This window comes from Bradyrhizobium brasilense (genome assembly GCF_029714345.1).
Classification (GTDB): Bacteria; Pseudomonadota; Alphaproteobacteria; order Rhizobiales; family Xanthobacteraceae; genus Bradyrhizobium; species Bradyrhizobium australafricanum.
The window spans coordinates 8,071,148-8,086,684 of record NZ_CP121669.1 but is presented as its reverse complement, the minus strand read 5'-3'; the positions used below and the strand labels follow the sequence as shown (position 1 = coordinate 8,086,684).

15 protein-coding genes and 1 other RNA gene are annotated in these 15,537 nt (G+C 65.0%); 13 read left to right on the top strand and 3 right to left on the bottom strand.

All coding sequences use genetic code 11. The features are described from left to right. Positions 1-52: 52 nt before the first annotated feature. Complete coding sequence (gene tkt / locus QA635_RS37375; RefSeq protein ID WP_283064852.1) at positions 53-2,035, bottom strand: transketolase; 1,983 nt, start codon at positions 2,033-2,035, stop codon at positions 53-55. A gap of 329 nt (positions 2,036-2,364) precedes the next feature. Here tkt and QA635_RS37370 point away from each other — a divergent pair, with 329 nt between their 5' ends. From QA635_RS37370 to QA635_RS37350, 5 genes are all read left to right on the top strand, one after another. Further along, positions 2,365-2,685: a DUF4164 domain-containing protein gene (locus tag QA635_RS37370; RefSeq protein ID WP_028343976.1), complete on the top strand. Its 321-nt coding sequence runs from the start codon at positions 2,365-2,367 to the stop codon at positions 2,683-2,685. After that, the gene (locus QA635_RS37365) at positions 2,682-3,065 is read left to right on the top strand and encodes a cell division protein ZapA (protein WP_283064849.1); all 384 of its coding nucleotides are present in this window, start codon (positions 2,682-2,684) and stop codon (positions 3,063-3,065) included. Before QA635_RS37370 ends, QA635_RS37365 begins: the two co-directional genes overlap by 4 nt. 202 nt (positions 3,066-3,267) lie before the next feature. Beyond that, a non-coding RNA gene (gene ssrS, locus QA635_RS37360) (6S RNA) lies at positions 3,268-3,428 on the top strand. A 171-nt stretch (positions 3,429-3,599) separates the two neighbouring features. After that, the gene (locus tag QA635_RS37355; RefSeq protein WP_137476855.1) at positions 3,600-4,178 is read left to right on the top strand and encodes a 5-formyltetrahydrofolate cyclo-ligase; all 579 of its coding nucleotides are present in this window, start codon (positions 3,600-3,602) and stop codon (positions 4,176-4,178) included. Between the two features lie 2 nt (positions 4,179-4,180). Continuing rightward, positions 4,181-5,005 (top strand): TIGR00282 family metallophosphoesterase, encoded by an 825-nt coding sequence (locus tag QA635_RS37350; RefSeq protein WP_253604542.1) that lies wholly within the window; start codon positions 4,181-4,183, stop codon positions 5,003-5,005. 238 nt (positions 5,006-5,243) lie between these two features. Here the strand turns inward: QA635_RS37350 and QA635_RS37345 are convergent, their stop codons facing one another. Both QA635_RS37345 and QA635_RS37340 read right to left on the bottom strand, forming a co-directional pair. Then, positions 5,244-6,668: a methyl-accepting chemotaxis protein gene (locus QA635_RS37345; RefSeq protein WP_283064845.1), complete on the bottom strand. Its 1,425-nt coding sequence runs from the start codon at positions 6,666-6,668 to the stop codon at positions 5,244-5,246. A 197-nt stretch (positions 6,669-6,865) separates the two neighbouring features. After that, the gene (locus QA635_RS37340) at positions 6,866-8,632 is read right to left on the bottom strand and encodes a methyl-accepting chemotaxis protein (protein ID WP_283064844.1); all 1,767 of its coding nucleotides are present in this window, start codon (positions 8,630-8,632) and stop codon (positions 6,866-6,868) included. A gap of 213 nt (positions 8,633-8,845) precedes the next feature. Here QA635_RS37340 and QA635_RS37335 point away from each other — a divergent pair, with 213 nt between their 5' ends. The 8 genes from QA635_RS37335 to QA635_RS37300 all read left to right on the top strand — a co-directional run bounded on the left by QA635_RS37335 (position 8,846) and on the right by QA635_RS37300 (position 15,401). Further along, positions 8,846-9,592 (top strand): YebC/PmpR family DNA-binding transcriptional regulator, encoded by a 747-nt coding sequence (locus tag QA635_RS37335; RefSeq protein WP_283064843.1) that lies wholly within the window; start codon positions 8,846-8,848, stop codon positions 9,590-9,592. A gap of 172 nt (positions 9,593-9,764) precedes the next feature. Then, positions 9,765-10,292 carry a crossover junction endodeoxyribonuclease RuvC gene (ruvC, locus tag QA635_RS37330; protein ID WP_253624975.1) on the top strand — a complete coding sequence of 176 codons (528 nt, stop codon included), beginning with the start codon at positions 9,765-9,767 and terminating at the stop codon, positions 10,290-10,292. Then, complete coding sequence (gene ruvA, locus QA635_RS37325; RefSeq protein ID WP_038386561.1) at positions 10,289-10,906, top strand: Holliday junction branch migration protein RuvA; 618 nt, start codon at positions 10,289-10,291, stop codon at positions 10,904-10,906. Before ruvC ends, ruvA begins: the two co-directional genes overlap by 4 nt. Before the next feature lie 193 nt (positions 10,907-11,099). Further along, a complete protein-coding gene (gene ruvB, locus QA635_RS37320) occupies positions 11,100-12,149 on the top strand; it encodes a Holliday junction branch migration DNA helicase RuvB (RefSeq protein ID WP_253604533.1) in 1,050 nt (349 codons plus the stop codon). A gap of 235 nt (positions 12,150-12,384) precedes the next feature. Further along, a complete protein-coding gene (locus QA635_RS37315; protein ID WP_283064839.1) occupies positions 12,385-13,302 on the top strand; it encodes a metallophosphoesterase in 918 nt (305 codons plus the stop codon). A 191-nt stretch (positions 13,303-13,493) separates the two neighbouring features. Continuing rightward, positions 13,494-14,111, top strand: coding sequence for a hypothetical protein (locus tag QA635_RS37310; RefSeq protein WP_076825032.1), 618 nt, complete (start codon positions 13,494-13,496; stop codon positions 14,109-14,111). A gap of 100 nt (positions 14,112-14,211) precedes the next feature. Next, positions 14,212-14,661: a tol-pal system-associated acyl-CoA thioesterase gene (gene ybgC, locus QA635_RS37305; RefSeq protein ID WP_028332822.1), complete on the top strand. Its 450-nt coding sequence runs from the start codon at positions 14,212-14,214 to the stop codon at positions 14,659-14,661. Positions 14,662-14,933: 272 nt separating this feature from the next. After that, complete coding sequence (locus QA635_RS37300) at positions 14,934-15,401, top strand: nuclear transport factor 2 family protein (RefSeq protein ID WP_057016209.1); 468 nt, start codon at positions 14,934-14,936, stop codon at positions 15,399-15,401. Positions 15,402-15,537: the final 136 nt, after the last annotated feature.

Below are 15,537 nucleotides of genomic sequence, written 5' to 3'. Positions count from 1 at the left end.
TAATCCTTTTTTGCGACAAGCTCAACCTTGGCCGACGGGTGTCAGGCCAGCGTCAGACGCGCTTGGTGGCAGCGTTAACGACGGCTTCAGCAGTAATGCCGAAATGCCGGAAAAGGTCCTTCGCCGGGGCGCTGGCGCCGAATCCGTGCATGCCGATGAATTCGCCGTCATGGCCGATCACGGCATCCCAGCCCCAGCGCACCGCGGCCTCGATCGCGATCTTGACCGGGGCGTTGCCGATAATGGCATTTTGCCGTTCGGCGGGCTGTGCCAGCAGCAATTCCAGCGACGGGACCGAGACCACCCGCGTCGCGATGCCGCGTCCGGCGAGATGCTTCTGCGCCTCGACCGCGATCTGGACCTCGGAACCCGACGCGAACAATGACACTTTTGCGTCACCCTGCGCCGCGACCAGCTCATAGGCGCCGTGGCTGCACGGGTTGTCGTTCGGCGCCGTGGTGCGGAGCTGCGGCAGGTTCTGGCGGGTCAGCGCCAGCACCGTCGGTCCGTCGACGCGGTTGAGCGCCAGTTCCCAGCACTCGGCCGTCTCGACCGCGTCGCAGGGACGGAACACGCGCATGTTGGGCATCGCGCGCAACGCGGAGAGATGCTCGACCGGCTGGTGCGTCGGGCCGTCCTCGCCGAGGCCGATCGAGTCATGGGTCATGACATAGACGACGCCGGTGCCCATCAGCGCCGACAGCCGCATCGCGCCGCGCGCGTAGTCGGTGAACACCAGGAAGGTGGCGCCGTTCGGCGCGAAGCCGCCATGCAGGAAGATGCCGTTGAGGCATGCCGCCATGCCGTGCTCGCGGACGCCGTAATGGATGAAGCGGCCCTTCGGCGTCTTGGCGCCGAACGCCGTCGCCGACTTCGCCTTGTTGTTGTTGGAGCCGGTGAGGTCGGCGGAGCCGGCGACGAATTCCATCGGCATCGCAGCCGCAATCACCTCGATCGCGGCTTCCGACGATTTGCGGGTCGCGACGTTGAGCGGATTTTCCAGCAGCCCCTTCTTGAAGGCGCGCAGCCCCTTGGCGAGCGACTGCGGCCGCTCGTGGCGAATGCGGCGTTCGAACTCGGCGCGCTTGCGGCTGCCGAGCTGCGCGAACTGCTCGTCCCACGCCTTGTGCTCGGCGGCGCCGCGGGCGCCTGCCTCGCGCCAGGCGTTCAGCACATCGTCGGGCACCGAGAACGGCTCGAGCGAGATGCCGAGCTTCTCCTTGGCCGCCTTGAGCTCGTCGGCGCCGAGCGCTTCGCCATGCGCCTTGGCGGTGCCGGCCTTGTGCGGCGCGCCGTACCCGATCGTGGTCTTGCAGGCGATCATCGAGGGCTTGTTGGATTTCTGCGCGCGGGTGATTGCAGCGGCGATCGCCTGCGGATCGTGGCCGTCGATCAATTCGGCGGCCCAGCCTGCGGATTTGAAGCGCTTCACCTGGTCGACGGAATCGGAGATCGAGGTCGGGCCGTCGATCGAGATGCCGTTGTCGTCGTACAGCACGATCATCTTGTTGAGCCGCCAGACACCGGCGAGCGCGATCGCTTCCTGCGAGATGCCCTCCATCAGGTCGCCGTCGGAGGCGAGCACATAGGTGTGGTGGTTGACGATCTTCTTACCGAACTCGGCGGCCAGCATCTTCTCGGCGACCGCCATGCCGACCGCGGTCGCAATGCCCTGGCCGAGCGGACCGGTGGTGGTCTCGATGCCCTTGGTGTGGAAGTTCTCGGGGTGTCCCGGCGTCAGCGATCCGAGCTGGCGGAAATGCTTGAGCTGGTCGAGCGTCATGTCCTTGTTGCCGGTGAGGTACAGCAACGAATAGAGCAGCATCGAGCCATGGCCGGCCGACAGCACGAAGCGGTCGCGATCGGGCCACGCCGTGTCGGCCGCATCGAATTTCAGGAATTTTGTGAACAGGACGGTCGCGACGTCGGCGGCGCCCATCGGCAGGCCGGGATGGCCGGAATTCGCCTTTTCGACGGCGTCCATGGCAAGGCCACGGATCGCATTGGCCATACGGGTGTGATCGACCTGCGTCATGATGAAAAGTCCGCCTAAAATGAGGAGCTGATTGCGGGACGGATCGGGGCGGGCAGCCGCGATACGCGCGTGGATGGCCTTACGGGTTGCGGGTGGATTAGCACCTCAATTCCGCAAGTCCAAGGCGATGAAACGCCTCAAAACGGGGAAAAGTTGCCCGAAATCGCCCTATTTCATTCAACGGTGCATAGTTCTGCGCCGCCGTTGCGCTGGGCTCGCTTGCCACGTAAATTTCGTCCCGTAAACGCTTGCCGAACCGCCAGTTTTGCCGGCGGCAGGCTTCTCTGCAGCAGGCTACCAAGCCAACCGAAGGGTCCACGCCGCGTGCCATGAGTGATCGTCTCGCCAACGGGTCTGGCAATACCGAGGCACCGCTTGCCGATATCGATGCTGCGACAAAGCGGCTGATGTCAGCGCTTGATGCGCTGGAGAGTTCGGTGGAGCGGCGCCGCGAGGCCGACCGCGACGAGAACGAATTGGCGAGCCGGATCCAGGCACTCGGCGCCGATCGCTCGCGGCTTGCCGACGAGCTCGACGGCTCGCTGGTGAAGACGCGCAAGCTCGAGCGCGCCAATCGCGAGATCGCGGAAAAGCTCGACGCGGCAATCGGCAGCATTCGCGCCGTGCTCGACGGTGGAGACAGCAGATGAGCCACATCAACGTCACCATCAATGGCCGGCAATACCGGATGGCCTGCGAGGAGGGTCAGGAGGTGCGGCTCCTGAAGCTCGCGGAAAATCTCCAGCAGCGCGTGGAATCGCTGCGCGGCAAGTTCGGCGAGATCGGCGATGCGCGGCTGACGGTGATGGCGGCGCTCACCGCCTGCGACGAACTGGTCGACGCCAGCGCACGCATCCGCAGCCTCGAGGAGGAAATCGAGCAGCTGCGCAATGCGCGCGTCGCCGCCATCGACCGCGCCCGCGCGACCCAGACCGCGGTCTCCAACGCGCTCAACGCCGCCGCGGAGCGGATCGAGCGCACCACGCAGGTGCTCAACCGCACCATCGGCGGCGGCATCGCGATCGGGTGATCTTCGTTCGTCCCTGTTGGTCTCGGTGTTTCCACACATTCGTCATGCCCGGGCTTGTCCCGGGCATCCACGTATTTGTCTCCATGAAAAGAAAGACGTGGATGGCCGGGACAAGCCCGGCCATGACAGTTTCTTCCAGGAGCCAAGACTGCGTCTTCCTTACCGCTGGCGGATTGGGGCAACGATGGCTAGATTAGCCCCCGCGAAGCTGCGTCGTGCGTCAGGAGCCATATATCCCCGGGGCCTTATCGATCCTTTAGGGAACTGTCCCTGGCCGGGTCCGTGGACCCGGACATATGGTGCCCACCTACTTTCGTAGGGAACTCCGGGATCGAGCGCTCCAACGGCCTCTGCGGCTTCGCACTGATTTTTGCTGTTGCCTTGTCGTCGCGCTGCGGCGGTTGAATTGTCTTGCAGTGTTGTGCCCCGCGATACGGGGCGTCCAGCGCGCCGCGGCCTGGCCTTAACGAAAGCTAGCGTCTCTGGAATGATGGATCGTCCGTTGTCGCGGACGACGACAGCGGAAGATGGATTATGCACGCATCTCCATCGAAGGCCGAGCTCCGGGCACTTGCTCTCGCCAAGCGCGATGCGCTGAGCGACGAGCAGCGCGCGACGGCTGCCGAAGCGCTCGCCAAGCGCGGCGCGCCGTTCGAGATCGCGCAGGGCATGATCGTCTCGGGCTATGCGCCGATCCGCAGCGAGCTCGATCCGGCGCCGTTGATGAAGAAGCTTGCCGACAAGGGCGCGCGGCTCGCGCTGCCCTGCATCAACGCGCGCGGCCAGTCGCTGACCTTCCGCAGCTGGTCGCCGCAGGACCGGCTGATGCTCGGGCCGCTCGGCATTCCCGAGCCGTCGCCGGCCGCCGCCGAGGTGCATCCGGACGTGATGCTGGTGCCGCTCGCGGCATTCGACAAGCTCGGTCACCGCATCGGCTACGGCGCCGGTTATTACGACTATACCTTCGCGCATCTGCGCAAGGCCAAGCATGTAATCGGGGTCGGACTTGCCTTTGCTGCACAGGAAACCAAGGCGATTCCGGCGCTGTCGCACGACGTCCCGCTTGATTTTGTGCTAACGGAGCGCAAGACGTTCGATTTCCGGAGTAGCTAGCCTTGCGAATTCTCTTCGTTGGTGACGTCGTCGGCAGGACCGGCCGCACCGCCATCGCCGACCACCTTCCCGGCATGATCAGGGACTGGTCGCTCGATCTCGTGGTCGTCAATGGCGAGAATTCCGCCGGCGGCTTCGGCATCACCGAGGCGATCTATCAGGAACTGCTCGACGCCGGCGCCGATGCGATCACGCTCGGCAACCACGCCTGGAATCAGAAGGAGGCGCTGGTCTTCATCGAGCGCGCGCCGCGCCTGATCCGCCCGCTGAATTTTCCGCGCCATTCGCCCGGCCGCGGCGCCACGCTGGTCGATACCAAGAGCGGCAAGCGCGCGCTGGTCCTCAACGCGATCGGCCGGGTCTTCATGGAGCCGTCCTCGAACGATCCGTTCAGCGCCATCGAGCGCGAGCTCGAGGCCTGCCCGCTGCGCGAGGGCTGTGACGCCATCGTGCTCGATTTCCATGCCGAGGCGACCAGCGAGAAGCAGGGCATCGGCTTCTTCTGCGACGGCCGCGTCAGCCTCGTGGTCGGCACCCATACCCACGTGCCGACCGCCGATCATCAGGTGCTGCCGGGCGGCACCGCCTATATGAGCGATGCCGGCATGACCGGCGACTATGACTCGGTGATCGGCATGCAGAAGGAGGAGCCGCTGCAGCGCTTCCTCACCGGCATTCCCTCCGGTCGTTTCGAGCCGGCGGGCGGTGTGGCAACACTGAGCGGCATCGCGGTCGAGACCGACGATGCAACCGGGCTTGCGGTGAAGGTCGCGCCGGTGCGCGCCGGCGGGCGGCTCGAGCCTGCGGTGCCGGGGTTTTGGACGTAGCCCTCGTAGCCCGGATGGAGCGAAGCGTAATCCGGGACCGGTCTTTGAGCTTGCGAGATTCCCGGATTGCGCTTCGCTTCATCCGGGCTACAAGTCATTTCGGAATAATAGAAGAGTACTTCTGAGTTGCCCGACGTGTCAAGTGCAGTGTCGAGCGCCGACAGCCGCCGGCTTACTTTGCATGGGGTTGTTTTCCATATTTTGGCACTGCATCCCCCGTCCCGGCCAAGGGGCTGGCCTAGCTCTGCCGAAAACCCATCCGGAATGCGCCCCAGTGGCGGCCGTTCACGACGATCGGCGATGACAGGTCCTTCATCAGCACGAAATTGCCGCCGCCCATGTCGCGGCGATAGGTCTGCAGCAGGAACGGTTTTGTGTTGGCCGCGACCTTGCTCACCGCGCGGTCGTTGAACAGGCGGCGGTTGCGGCAATTGGCGTTGTTCCACACCGGGTCCGGCCCCTGCGGCTGCCGGTAGTTCGGATTGTGGGTCGGCAGATAGCCGCTGCGCGCCCAGGCGACGCAGAACACGATGCGCGGATCGCTTTTCTGGATCGGATCCTGGATCGCGGGCAGCACGCGGTCGGTGAAGGCGACGTAGTTCGTCAGATACTGCTTCGGATTGGTGCCGGCGATCTCGCGATAATTCTCGTCCATCAATTGCGCGAGCGTGATCTCGCCGCGCGCGACGGCATTCTCGAACAGCTCGGAGATCTGCCTTGCGGTGTCGATCACGACGCGGATCAGCGGCGTGTCGCTGGTCTCCACCCCGCTGTCGGCGATGGTCACGATCAGGCTCTCGGAGAGCTCGAGCAGTTTCGCGACGCGGCTGTCGGCGTGCTTGAGGTCACGCGAGGAGAGATCGACGCCCTTGGCCAGCTCGTTCAGCTCCGCGATCACGCTGTCGCAATGGCCGAGATTGGAGGTCGCGGCGCGCGCCACGCTGCCGATCTCGGCGCCGACGGATGAGAAGCCTTCCTGCACGCGCATGATGATGGCCGAAATCTGCTGGGCGCCTTCGCCGGCGCTCTTGGCGCGCAACGAGGCATCGCTGCTCTCGCCGATCAGGCTGCCGATCTGGCCGTCGAGATCGCGCACGGTGTCGGAAATCTGATGCGTCGCCTGGCGGGTCGCTTCCGCAAGGTTCTTGACCTCGCTTGCGACCACGGCAAAGCCGCGGCCGGCATTGCCGGCGCGCGCCGCCTCGATGGTGGCGTTGAGCGCCAGCAGATTGGTCTGCTTGGCGATCGCCTCGATCGAACCGGAAACCTTGGCGACCTGGCTCAGCGCGGAGCCGACCGCGGCGAGCCGCGCCTCGATCCGTCCGACCGCCGCGACGAGCTCTGCGATATGGCTGACCGCCGTCTCGACCACATGGCGGGATTCCGCGATCTGGCCGACCGCGGCGGACGCGGTCGTTTGTACCGCCTGCGATGCGTTGGCGATGTCGTGATTGGCGGCGACCATCGTCTCGGCCGTCGTCTGCAAATGATGGAAGCGCTCGGACTGGCTGCTGACGCGGTTCGCGACTTCCTGGACGTTGCCGGCGATGTCGGCGAGTTCCACCCCGAGGCCGCCGATGCGGTCGGCGAGCTGGTCCACCAGCCGCTCGGCCAGCGTTCGGTCCGATGACGTGTCCAGAACTGCAAGCTGCGCGGCCGACATATCGACGCTTCCTCCGTTACAGCGGCCTGTCGGCCGCCGCAGCATTCCCCATTCCAATCCTAAAGCGTGATTCGCGCTGCCGGTCTTGCCTGAGCGCGCACTGTGTAGCCCGGATGCAGCGCAGCGAAATCCGGGACTCCTGCCCGTGGAAAGACGCATCCCGGATTACGCTTCGCTGCATCCGGGCTACGAAGCCGCTAAAGCTTGTAGGCGGTGCGGAAACCGCCCCAGTGCCGGCCGCGCACGCGGATCGGTACGTCGATCTCGCGCATCATCACCGTGTTGCCGCCTCCCATGTCGCGCGCATAGGTCTGGATCAGATAGGCGCGCTGGTTGCGGCCGGCGGCGAGGCCCGCGGCGTCGTTGAAGATGCGACGGTTGCGGCTGTTGGCGGTGTTGTATGCCACGTCCCCCGGCCGCTGCGGCTGCGAGTAGAGCTTGTTGTGGACGGGCAGATAGCCGTTCTGGTCGATCATCACGCAGAACGCCATCCGCTTGTCCCTGGTGAGGAACGCCTCCTGGAACGCCGGCAGCGTGCGCTCCGCCCAGTCCAGCATTTTGGTGCGGTACTGCACCGGGTTGGTGCCTGCGATCTCGGCATAGTCGGTGTCGAACATGTCGGCGATCGCGATCGCGCCGCTTGCCAGCCCGTTCTCGAAGATCTTGCTCAGCGCGCTGCCGGCTTCGATCGCGCGGGTGACGAGCTCGGCGTTCTCCTCGTGGATCGCCCACATCCGGTCTTCGATTTTTTCGCGCAGCTCGGCGGTCGCCGCCTCGAAGCGGGCCTGGCTGCCTGCCTTGGAGCGCTCGCCGATCCGGATCCGGCACGCGCCGATCTCCGGCAATGTCGCGTTCAGGGTCTCCTGCACCGGCAGCTTCTCGGCATCGGCGCCGCCGATCAAAATGCCGTCCATCGCGATCTCGTAGACCGGTGCGGTGACGATGCCGCGCGTGGTCGTGATCTCGATCTTGAGGCTGCAAGGCAGGCGCTCGTTCTTGCGCGGATCGCCGCGCTCGTCCTGGCGCAGCAGCACGGCGCAGCGCGCTTTCAGCTTCTGGGCGAAGGCGGTCACCGCCTTGCCGGCCCTGGCGACATTGTCGCCATGCGCGGCGGCTTCGCGCGTTGCACTGTCGATCTCGCCGGCGCTGGTGCCGACCGAGACGATGAAGTGCGAGGCGGAGGCGGCGTTCTGGCCCATCTCGCCGGTGATTTCATTCTGCTCGGCAACCGCGCCGTTGACGTTCTCGAACACCGGGCGGATCTTTTCGATCGCCTGCGAGATGCGGTGCACCGCGTCGGCCGATCCGGTGGCGTCCTTCTGCAATGCCTCGATCTTGCGGGTGATCTCCTCGGTCGCGCTCTGGGTCTGCACCGCCAGCGCCTTGACCTCGGTTGCGACCACCGCAAAGCCCTTGCCGGCGGCACCGGCGCGCGCCGCCTCGATCGTCGAGTTCAGCGCGAGCAGCGTGGTCTGCCGCGCGATCTGTGCGATCAGATTGACGACGTTGCCGATCGCGGCCGAGGATTCGCGCAGGCGATCGACATTGGCGGTGGCCTCGCGCGCCGCGGCCGCGGCGTCGTCGGCGAGCTGGCTCGCGCTGCGCACCTGTGCCCCGATGCCCTCGGCGGAGTGGGTGAAGCGGTCGGCGGCTTGCGAGAACGTCGTCGCGGTGCTCTGTGCATCGCTGCTGCGGCCGGTCAGCGCGTCGGTGCGGGCGCGGATGGTCGCGAGCTTGGCTGCCGTCGCCTCGGCGCCGTCGGCGACCGAGCTCGCGGCGCGCTCGAGCTGGCGGATCATCGCGCCGAGCTCGAGTTCCAGCAATTCCAGGATCTCCTTGGACGAATCCTTGGCCGAATCAGTCTCGGCCGAGACCTCAGGGGCTGCGGCCGCGGTTGGAACCTGCGGCGCGACGGCCGGCGCAGCCGGCTCCGGCACTTGCTTTCGAAACAAACCGAACGCCATGTGGGCTCTTTGGGGGCTGTGGAAAGTTGCGGCGGGACGGGGCGATCCTCGCACCCGGGCATGAAGTCATGGTTAACAAGTGCCTCATATTCCGGCTTGCGGTAGTATTCCTCCGCCGGAGGGCCCCGCCGATCCTTTGATTTTGACCGTGAGGGGCCTATAAGGCCGCGTTTTCCATCCCTGTTCAGACCCTAAGCTCCGAAGAGACGTCGCATGGCCGGCCATTCCCAATTCAAGAACATCATGCACCGCAAGGGCCGGCAGGATGCCCAGAAGTCGAAGCTTTTCGGCAAGCTGGCCCGCGAAATCACCGTGGCGGCCAAGCTCGGCACCCCGGACCCGGCGATGAATCCGCGGCTGCGCGCCGCCGTGGTCGCGGCCCGCGCCGAGAACATGCCCAAGGACAATATCGACCGCGCCATCAAGAAGGCCGCGGGCAATGAGGGCGAGAATTATGACGAGATCCGCTACGAGGGCTATGGCCCCGGCGGCGTCGCCGTCATCGTCGAGGCGCTGACCGACAACCGCAACCGCGCCGCTTCCGATATCCGCTCCTTCTTCACCAAGTCGGGCGGCAATCTCGGCGAAACCGGCTCGGTCGCCTTCATGTTCGACCGCACCGGCATCATCGAATACGACGCCAAGGTCGCCTCCGACGACGCCATGCTGGACGCCGCGATCGAGGCCGGTGCCGACGACGTGGTCTCCAGCGTGGGCGGCCACGAGGTCTACGCCTCGCAGGACACCTTCCGCGAAGTCGCAAAAGCGCTGGAAGCGAAGTTCGGCGAGCCGCGTAAGGCGGCGCTGACCTGGAAACCGCAGAACACCGTCGCGGTCGACGACGAGACCGGCGAAAAGCTGCTGAAGCTGATGGACCTGCTCAACGAGCACGACGACGTCCAGAACGTGTTCGCCAATTTCGAGGTGTCCGACGCTCTGATCGCGAAGATGGGCGGGTAGTTTGCTTTGTCATTGCCGGGCTTGACCCGGCAATCCATCGAAAGCAAAGGCTTCTCTGATCGATGGATGCGCGGGTCAAGCCCGCGCATGACGATTGCGGGTGTTGTGCTTTCCCCGGGTATGAGGCTCCGTTTGTGTTTCGTTCTCCCGGCGCAGGCGGTATCACTAGCCCATGACATCCCAGCCGATTCGCTCTCCCGTCCGCATCATCGGTATCGATCCGGGTCTCCGCCGCACCGGCTGGGGGGTGATCGAGACCGAAGGCAATCGTCTCGTCTATATCGCCTGCGGTTCGGTCGAACCGCCGGACGATCTGCCGCTGGCGAACCGGCTGCTCGCGATCCATGAGGGGCTCGCCGCCGTGCTCGCCGACCACCGACCGGTGGAGGCGGCGGTCGAGCAGACCTTCGTCAACAAGGACGGCGTGGCTACGCTGAAGCTCGGCCAGGCGCGCGGCGTCGCCATGCTGGCGCCAGCAATGTTCGGTATCTCGGTCGCCGAATACGCGCCCAACCAGGTCAAGAAGACCGTGGTCGGCGCCGGACATGCCGAGAAGAACCAGATCCAGGTGATGCTGAAGATCCTGCTGCCGAAGGCCGAGCCGCCGTCCGCCGATGCCGCGGACGCGCTCGCGGTCGCGATCACCCACGCCCATCATCGCCAGAGCACCGCGCTGCGGCTCAGGGTGGCGAACCTATGATCGGCAAGCTGAAGGGCCTGATCGATTCCTATGGCGAGGATTACGTGATCCTCGACGTCGGCGGCGTCGGCTATCAGGTGCACTGCGCGAGCCGCACGTTGCAGGCGTTGCCGTCGCCGGGCGGTGCCGCCGTGCTCTCGATCGAGACCTATGTCCGCGAGGACCAGATCAAACTGTTCGGCTTCCGCAGCGATCACGAGCGCGAATGGTTTCGCCTGCTGCAGACCGTGCAGGGGGTCGGCGCCAAGGTCGCGCTCGCGGTGCTCGGCACGCTGCCGCCGACCGATCTCGCCAATGCCATCGCGCTGCGCGACAAGGCGGCGGTGGCGCGGACGCCGGGGGTCGGGCCCAAGGTCGCCGAGCGCATCGTCAGCGAATTAAAGGACAAGGCGCCGGGCTTTGCCGATGTTGATCCCGCGGTGGTGCAACTGTCAGGCGCGATCGACAACAACCGCGCGCCGCGTCCGGTCACCGACGCGATTTCGGCGCTGGTCAATCTCGGCTACGGCCAGCCGCAGGCCGCCGCCGCCATCGCCGCCGCCTCGCGCAGCGCCGGTGAGAAGGCCGAGACCGCGCAGCTGATCCGGCTGGGGTTGAAGGAACTGTCGAAGTGATCAGTGGATTGGAGCGCCTCTGTCCTTCACCTCGCCCCGCTTGCGGGGAGAGGTCGGATCGCATCGCAGATGCGATCCGGGTGAGGGGGTACAGGTCTCGACACACAGTGCGCTCGCGGAAGGAGCCCCTCACCCCAACCCTCTCCCCGCAAGAGCGCGGAGAGGGAGAACAATCTCATGTTAGTCTCGTATCATGAATACGCCCTCGCGCATGGTCTCGCCCGAACGCCGCTCCGACGATGTTGGTGACACCGCGCTGCGGCCGCAGTCGCTGACGGAGTTCGTCGGCCAGGCCCAGGCGCGCAAGAATCTCTCGATCTTCATCGAGGCTGCGAAGAAGCGCGGCGAGGCGCTCGATCACGTGCTGTTCGTCGGTCCCCCCGGCCTCGGCAAGACCACGCTGGCGCAGATCGTCGCGCGCGAGCTCGGCGTCGGCTTTCGTGCCACCTCCGGCCCTGTCATTGCGAAGGCCGGCGATCTCGCGGCGCTGCTCACCAATCTCGAAGAGCGCGACGTGCTGTTCATCGACGAGATCCATCGCCTCAGCCCGGCAGTCGAGGAGGTGCTCTATCCCGCGATGGAGGACTTTCAGCTCGACCTGATCATCGGCGAAGGTCCCGCGGCGCGTTCGGTGAAAATCGAATTGTCGAAATTCACACTGGTCGGCGCGACGACCCGTGCGGGGCTGCTCACCAATCCCTTGCGCGACCGCTTCGGCATTCCGATCCGGCTCAATTTCTACACCGAGGAAGAGCTCGAGAAGATCGTCACCCGCGGCGCCCGCGTGCTCAATATTGGCATGAGTCCTGATGGCGCAAATGAGATCGCGCGCCGCGCCCGCGGCACGCCGCGCATCGCCGGCCGCCTGCTGCGCCGGGTGCGCGACTTTGCCTCCGCAGCGGACGCCGATTCCGTCGACCGCGGCATCGCTGACCGGGCGTTGAGCGCGCTCGAGGTGGACAGCGTCGGGTTAGACGCGATGGACCGGCGCTATCTCACCACCATCGCGTTGAACTATGGCGGCGGGCCGGTCGGCGTCGAGACCATGGCGGCGGCGCTGTCGGAGCCGCGCGATGCGATCGAGGACATCATCGAGCCCTATCTGATCCAGTGCGGCTATCTGCAGCGCACCCCGCGCGGCAGGCTGCTGACCTCGCACGCCTTCCGCCATCTCGGCCTCGCCGAGCCGAACCGCGATCCCTCGCAGTTCGGCCTGTTCGGCGGCAATGGCGACGAGGACTGACGTATGATCCGGAAGAGCGCGAGGCGGTTCTTCATGCTCAAAGGCCTCCGCTCCCGAAGTCGTGAAGAGACGTGTTGATGCGGCGCATCGCACTTGCCGGTAACCTTGCCCGCTAACCATTGCGGCATCTCTGCAGGCCGTCTGCACAAACACGGCCCAATTTCGCTCCAATCAAAGGGCCTATGATAACTCAGAGCGTTTTCAACGAGCGCCAGGCATCACCGATCGCACGTCCATGATTTCACGTCGTCATTTTCTGCGCGGGTTCGGCGGATTGACCGCCGCCACTGCGTCGACCGCAGCCTACGGGGTGAGCGAGCCGGTCGTCCGGCTCGCGCTCACGCGTTACGATCTGTCGCCGCGGCAATGGCCGGCGGACTTTCCGCTCACGATCGCGGCGGTCGCCGACATCCACGCCTGCGATCCGTGGATGTCGCTCGATCGCATCGCCGAGATCGTCGAGCGGACCAACGCGCTGAACGCCGACATCATCGTGCTGCTCGGCGACTATGTCGCGGGGCTGCGCCACGTCACGCGCTTCATTCCGGCCTCCGACTGGGCCGCGGTGCTGAAGGGCCTGAAGGCGCCGCTCGGCGTGCACGCCGTGCTCGGCAACCACGACTACTGGGAAGACAAGGCGGTACAGCGCTTGGGGCGCGGCATGCCGCTCGCGCGCCGGGCGCTGGAGCGGGCGGGGATTCCGGTCTACGAGAACGATGCGGTGCGGCTCACCAAGGACGGCCGTCCGTTCTGGCTCGCCGGGCTCGGCGATCAGCTCGCTTTCATGGCGGCGCGGCCCTATCGCCAGGTCACGCGCATCGGCGTCGACGATCTCAACGCGACGCTTGCCAAGGTCACCGACAACGCGCCGGTGATCCTGCTCGCGCATGAGCCCGACGTCGCGCTCCGCGTGCCCTCGCGCGTCGCGCTGCAACTGTCCGGCCACACCCATGGCGGCCAGATCCGGCTGCTCGGCTGGTCTCCGGCGGTGCCGGTCAAGCACGGCATGCGGCTCGCCTATGGCCATATCAAGCTGAAATGCGACGTCGTGGTCTCCGGCGGCCTCGGCTGCAGCATCATGCCGTTCCGCCTCGGCGTGCCGCCCGAGATCGTGCAGGTCACGCTCGGCGCAAAGGGGCCGGTGGTGTCCTGACTACGCTTGCGTGGGCGAGAGCTGCGCATCGGATGCGGGCCGACGGCGGTTCCGTCGAAAGTAACCGCGCTGTATCCGTTCCGGTTCCGGAGTAGCGCCTTTCGACATGGCCGCGATGAAGGATCGTAAGTTGCCGCATATTTCTGTGGACGGTACCCTTCATCCTAAGGTAGCGGGAGGGATCGCGCAAAATGCAGGATTGGTATCCCAAGAAGCTCGTCGTCGGCGTCCAGGGGACGACAGGCACCTACGAGTTCATGAAAACCGTTTTCGGCCGGGAGCAGCCGTTCCGTTACGCCGAATTTGGAATCTACATGGCGGATACCGCAAGAAACGTCTGCCAGCTGTTTCCCGAGTGTGAGCTGCATCTTTTCGATTTCAACGATGCGGTTCAGCGCGCGGAGACAAAGCTCAGCGCCTACCCCAACAAGATCTCATATTTCGGCAACACCCAGAAGTTCAACGATTCCTACAACTGGTCTCTCATGAAGCTGATCAGGCAGTATGAGGGCGCTCCGATCTATGATTATTGCTTTCTCGACGGCGCGCATACGGTCGCAGTCGACGCTTTGAACTACTTCTTGTGCGACAAACTGCTCAAGGTTGGCGGTTACATGGATTTCGACGACTATGAATGGCGTCTGAGGGGATCGTCACTCGATCCGACGAAAATTCCGGCAATCGGCGATCAATATACCGATGAGCAGATCGACGCTTTTCAAGTCAAGATGATCGTTGACGACCTGGTCAGAACAGATCATCGGTACCAAGAGGTCGTCAGAAACAAGGTATTCCAGAAGGTCGCCTGATCCAGATCGCCAGTCGATCCCAAGATTTCCCGACCGTGCTTGCGTCGGCCGGTGATTTTGCGCAATACGAACCAAAGTTTTGCGCAATCGGGGGCTGCAAATGACCTCACCCATTCTCGACGGCCAGATCCGCGACGGCCGCCACCATATGCAGGTCCGCGTCTATTACGAAGACACCGATTTTTCCGGCATCGTCTATCACGCCAATTACCTGCGCTTCATGGAGCGCGGCCGCACCAATCATCTCCGCCTGATGGGCGCCGAGCAGCAGGCGCTGTTCGATGAAGCGCAGGAGGAGACCGGCGGCTTCGCCTTTGTGGTGCGCTCGATGACGCTCGACTTCCTCAAGCCGGCACGGATGGACGACGTGCTCGACGTCGTGACCTGGCCGATCGCGGTGAAGGGCGCCTCCATCATGCTCGCTCAGGAAGTCCGGCGCGGCGATGACGTGCTTGTGAAGGCCGAGGTTCGCGTCGCCTTCATCAGCGGCGGCCGCGCGCAGCCGATTCCGAAGGCTATTCGCGCGCTGATGAAGGCCGATCTGGCTTAGAGCATTTTCGAGCGAAGTGGGCACCGGGTTCGCGCGAAGAAGACGCGTCAAAACAGGAATCCGGAGCCCCGTTCCGATACAATCGGAACGGAATAGGCTCCGGCTATCGGGCGATAAGAAACGACCCATCGACTCTGCGCGGCGCGGCGATAGATTTGCGCCTGACAAAGCGCGATCAGATCGATCGCGTTTGTCTTACATTTCGAGCATGATCTTTTCGGAAAACCGCTTCACACTTTTCCGGATCATGCTTCAACCGCGAGGGATCGCTAATGTCACGCCCGCCGCTGCCACCCTTCACCCGCGAGACCGCCGCACAGAAAGCGCGCATGGCGGAGGACGCCTGGAATTCGCGCGACCCGGTTCGGGTTGCCGGCGCCTATACCGAGGACAGCCGCTGGCGCAACCGCTCCGAGGTGTTTCAGGGCCGCGAGGCGATCGTGGCCTTCCTGACCCGCAAATGGGAGAAGGAGCAGGAGTATCGCCTGATCAAGGATCTCTGGGCATTCGACGGCAACCGCATCGCGGTCCGCTTCCAGTACGAATGGCACGATGCCGGCGGCAACTGGTTTCGCTCCTACGGCAACGAGCAGTGGGAGTTCGACGAGCACGGCCTGATGCGCCGCCGCGAGGCCTCGATCAACGACATCGCGATCTCGGAGAAGGACCGCCGCTTCCACTGGCCCGCCCCGGGCCCGCGTCCGGCCGACGTTCCGGGTCTGGGGCAGGAGCCGTTCTGATCGGCTCTCCGTAGCCTTGTAGCCCGGATGGAGCGAAGCGAAATCCGGGACGATCTCTCCTGTTGTGCGGTCGATCCCGGATCGCGCTGCGCTCCATCCGGGGCTACGGGTCGTTGTGGGGACTCATCGAAAACGT

What these genes read in the sequence shown, in the direction of transcription:
- tkt (WP_283064852.1), bottom strand. Translation starts at nt 2,035, where the DNA reads ATGACGCAGGTCGATCACACCCGTATGGCCAATGCGATCCGTGGCCTT.
- QA635_RS37370 (WP_028343976.1), top strand. Translation starts at nt 2,365, where the DNA reads ATGAGTGATCGTCTCGCCAACGGGTCTGGCAATACCGAGGCACCGCTT.
- QA635_RS37365 (WP_283064849.1), top strand. Translation starts at nt 2,682, where the DNA reads ATGAGCCACATCAACGTCACCATCAATGGCCGGCAATACCGGATGGCC.
- QA635_RS37355 (WP_137476855.1), top strand. Translation starts at nt 3,600, where the DNA reads ATGCACGCATCTCCATCGAAGGCCGAGCTCCGGGCACTTGCTCTCGCC.
- QA635_RS37345 (WP_283064845.1), bottom strand. Translation starts at nt 6,668, where the DNA reads ATGTCGGCCGCGCAGCTTGCAGTTCTGGACACGTCATCGGACCGAACG.
- QA635_RS37340 (WP_283064844.1), bottom strand. Translation starts at nt 8,632, where the DNA reads ATGGCGTTCGGTTTGTTTCGAAAGCAAGTGCCGGAGCCGGCTGCGCCG.
- QA635_RS37335 (WP_283064843.1), top strand. Translation starts at nt 8,846, where the DNA reads ATGGCCGGCCATTCCCAATTCAAGAACATCATGCACCGCAAGGGCCGG.
- ruvC (WP_253624975.1), top strand. Translation starts at nt 9,765, where the DNA reads ATGACATCCCAGCCGATTCGCTCTCCCGTCCGCATCATCGGTATCGAT.
- ruvA (WP_038386561.1), top strand. Translation starts at nt 10,289, where the DNA reads ATGATCGGCAAGCTGAAGGGCCTGATCGATTCCTATGGCGAGGATTAC.
- ruvB (WP_253604533.1), top strand. Translation starts at nt 11,100, where the DNA reads ATGAATACGCCCTCGCGCATGGTCTCGCCCGAACGCCGCTCCGACGAT.
- QA635_RS37315 (WP_283064839.1), top strand. Translation starts at nt 12,385, where the DNA reads ATGATTTCACGTCGTCATTTTCTGCGCGGGTTCGGCGGATTGACCGCC.
- QA635_RS37310 (WP_076825032.1), top strand. Translation starts at nt 13,494, where the DNA reads ATGCAGGATTGGTATCCCAAGAAGCTCGTCGTCGGCGTCCAGGGGACG.
- ybgC (WP_028332822.1), top strand. Translation starts at nt 14,212, where the DNA reads ATGACCTCACCCATTCTCGACGGCCAGATCCGCGACGGCCGCCACCAT.
- QA635_RS37300 (WP_057016209.1), top strand. Translation starts at nt 14,934, where the DNA reads ATGTCACGCCCGCCGCTGCCACCCTTCACCCGCGAGACCGCCGCACAG.